Consider the following 2,771-nt stretch of genomic DNA (forward strand, 5'->3'; position numbering starts at 1 on the left):
AGGTCGGCGGCGTCGGCTGCCGCGGCCTGCCTGGCCGCGGCCTGTTTCGCGTCGCGCCGGCGCGCGGCCACGCCGGCGATCGACAGCAGCAGCAACTCGGCGATGGCGGCCACCGCGCCGGCCGCCAGGCCGGCCAGCACGCCATGTCGGGTGCCGGCCACCAGGCCGGCGAACAGGGGAATCAGCAGCAGGAGCGCGAGCATGGCGAGCGAACCGGTCCAGGAAACGGCGGCCGCGAGGGCCGCGTGGCGATCGTCCGATGATAAGCGTGCCGCGCCTTGCCGAACAAGCGGGGAAAGCGCGAGGCGGCTGGCCTCCCGTTCGCCTTCCTCGGGCGCGGCCTGGCCGCGGCTGCCGCCCCTCAGCCGTCCCCGCGCGCGTGGCGCAGGAAGGCGCGCACCGCCTGCGAGCGCTCGTGCCGGCGAAACAGCAGAGCGATCTCGGAAGGCACCGGCTTGCCGGCCAGCGGCCGGCACACCACGCCGGCCAGCGTCACGCAGTCGAACACGGCGCGCGGCACGATCGCCACCGTGTCGCCCAGCGAGACGCGCGCGATCACCTCCACCAGCCGGCCCGGGCGCGATTCGATCTGCGGCGCGAAGCGGCCGCGCCGCGCCACCTCCAGCATGCCGCCTTCCTGTTCGGGCACCGTGAAGCGCGCATCGCGCAACTGGCGCGGCTGGATCGCCTCGCAGGCGGCCAGCGGCGAGCCTTCGGGCAGGGCCACCACGAATTCGTCGACATGCACGCGCACCGCCTGGATTCCCTCCGGGCAGGCCACCGGCGGGCGCACGTAGGCGAGGTCGAGCCGGCCCTCGTCGAGCATCTCCGGGATCTCGACCAGCGGCAGCTCGGCCACCTGCACGTCGACCTGCGGGCGCAGCCGGCGAAAGCCGATCACGGCCTGCTGCATCACGCCGGTGAAGGCGGCCGAGCCGACGTAGCCGACCCGGATCCGGCCGATCTCGCCGCGCTCGGCGCGCTGGCCCAGTTCGTGGGCGCGCCCGAGCGCGGCCAGCGCGGCGGCTGCCTCGGGCAGGTAGGCGCTGCCGGCCGGGGTCAGCGCCACCGAGCGCCGGGTGCGCTGGAACAGCCGGAACTGCAGCAGGCGCTCGGCCTCCTGGACCTGCTTGGTGAGGTAGGGCGGCGCGATGCCGAGCGCCTCGGCGGCGCGCGCGAAATGCAGGTGCTCGGCGACGGCCAGCACGCAGCGGACATGGCGCAGTTCGAGCTTCACCGTGTGTTAATCGATTCGTGAATGAAGTTGTGATTTTATGATATCGACGGGAAATAGCCAGTTGCTTAGCATCGTCTCCGATCGACAAGGAATCCGGAGGAACCACGATGACGACGCGGCAGGCAGGCGGGGACGCGATCCCCGCGCAAGCACACGAACCCGGGCCGGCACCGGCCGCCACCGGCGCGCGGCGCGCCTCGCCGGCCTTCCTGCTGGCGACGGCCTCGGCCACCTGCGCGCTGATCACGCTCGACACCAATATCGTGGCGGTCTCGCTGCCCTCGATCGCGCGGGCCTTCCACGCCGGTTTCGCCGCCGCGGAATGGGTGGTGAGCGCCTACATGGTGTCGTTCGCCTCCTGCCTGCTGCCGATGGGCGCGCTGGCCGACCGCTACGGCCGCAAGCGCATGATGCTGCTGGGCCTGCTGGCCTTCGCGGCGGCCTCGCTGGCCTGCGGACTGGCGCCCTCGGTGCTGTTCCTCAACCTGGCGCGCGCCGCCAAGGGGATCGGCGCGGCGATGCTGCTGACCGCCGCGCTGGCGGTGATCGCCCATGCCTTTCCCGAGCCGCGCGAGCGGGCCCGCGCCTGGGCGATCTGGGGCATGACGATGGGCATCGCCACCACGGTGGCGCCGCTGGTGGGCGGCGTGATCACGCAATGGATCGGCTGGCGCTGGATCTTCCTGCTGAACCTGCCGGTCTGCGCGGTGCTGCTCGGCTGCGCCTGGAAGGCGGTGGGCGAGTCGCGCCACGTGGGCGCCAGGCGCGTCGACGTGCTCGGCAGCGCGCTGTTCGGCACCGGGCTGGCGAGCGGCATCTGGGCCCTGATCGGCAGCCAGGGCGCCGGCTGGGGCAGCGCCGCGACGCTCTCGCGCTTCGCGGCCTGCGCGCTGCTGTTGGCCGCGTTCGTGCAGGTCGAGCGGCGCCGCGAGCACGCCATGATCGATCTCGCGCTGTTCTCGCAGGCGCGCTTCGTGGCCGCCGTGCTCGGCATGTTCGGTTATGCCGCCTGCGCCCAGGTGATGATGACCTTCCTGCCGCTCTACCTGCAGAACGCCTTCGGCTGGGTCGCCGTGCAGGCGGGCCTGGGCATGCTGCCGTTCGCGGTGGCGATGGTGGCCGGGCCCTACCTCGGCGCGCGCCTGTCGCGTCGCTTGTCGGGCGGCGCGATGCTGTCCGCCGGGCTGCTGCTGGTGGGCGCCGGCAACCTGCTGACGGCGGCCGTCGCGGCCGGCGGCGGCTACGGGCTGGTGTCGCTCGGGATGGTCGTGACGGGGCTCGGCGCCGGCGTGCTGAACGGCGACACGCAGAAGGCCATCATGGCCTGCGTGCCGCCCGAGCGCACCGGCATGGCTTCGGGGATCAGCACCACCACGCGCTTCGCGGCCATCGTCACCTCGATCGGCGTGCTCGGCGCGGTGCTGGCCGCGCGCACGCACGGTGCGCTGGAGGCGGCGCTGTGGGCCCATCCGCAGGTGCGGCCGCAGCTCGACGCGGCCTTCATGTCCAGGCTGCTGGCGGGCGACCCGGCGCA

Annotated in this window: 2 protein-coding genes and 1 pseudogene; 1 reads left to right on the forward strand and 2 read right to left on the reverse strand. The window is 73.5% G+C overall.

Going from position 1 to position 2,771, the window contains the following annotated elements:
• A pseudogene (locus F3J10_RS35115) lies at positions 1-203 on the reverse strand (hypothetical protein); the annotation flags it as partial.
• 158 nt (positions 204-361) lie between these two features.
• Positions 362-1,237 carry a LysR family transcriptional regulator gene (locus tag F3J10_RS35120; RefSeq protein WP_025096915.1) on the reverse strand — a complete coding sequence of 292 codons (876 nt, stop codon included), beginning with the start codon at positions 1,235-1,237 and terminating at the stop codon, positions 362-364.
• Positions 1,238-1,344: 107 nt separating this feature from the next.
• On the opposite strand from F3J10_RS35120, the gene F3J10_RS35125 reads away from it, so the two are divergent.
• Positions 1,345-2,771, forward strand: a 1,427-nt coding sequence (locus tag F3J10_RS35125; protein WP_167234900.1) for an MFS transporter, incomplete at its 3' end; no start/stop codon positions are given.

It is taken from the genome of Burkholderia sp. Cy-637, from assembly GCF_011753175.1.
GTDB lineage: Bacteria > Pseudomonadota > Gammaproteobacteria > Burkholderiales > Burkholderiaceae > Burkholderia > Burkholderia gladioli.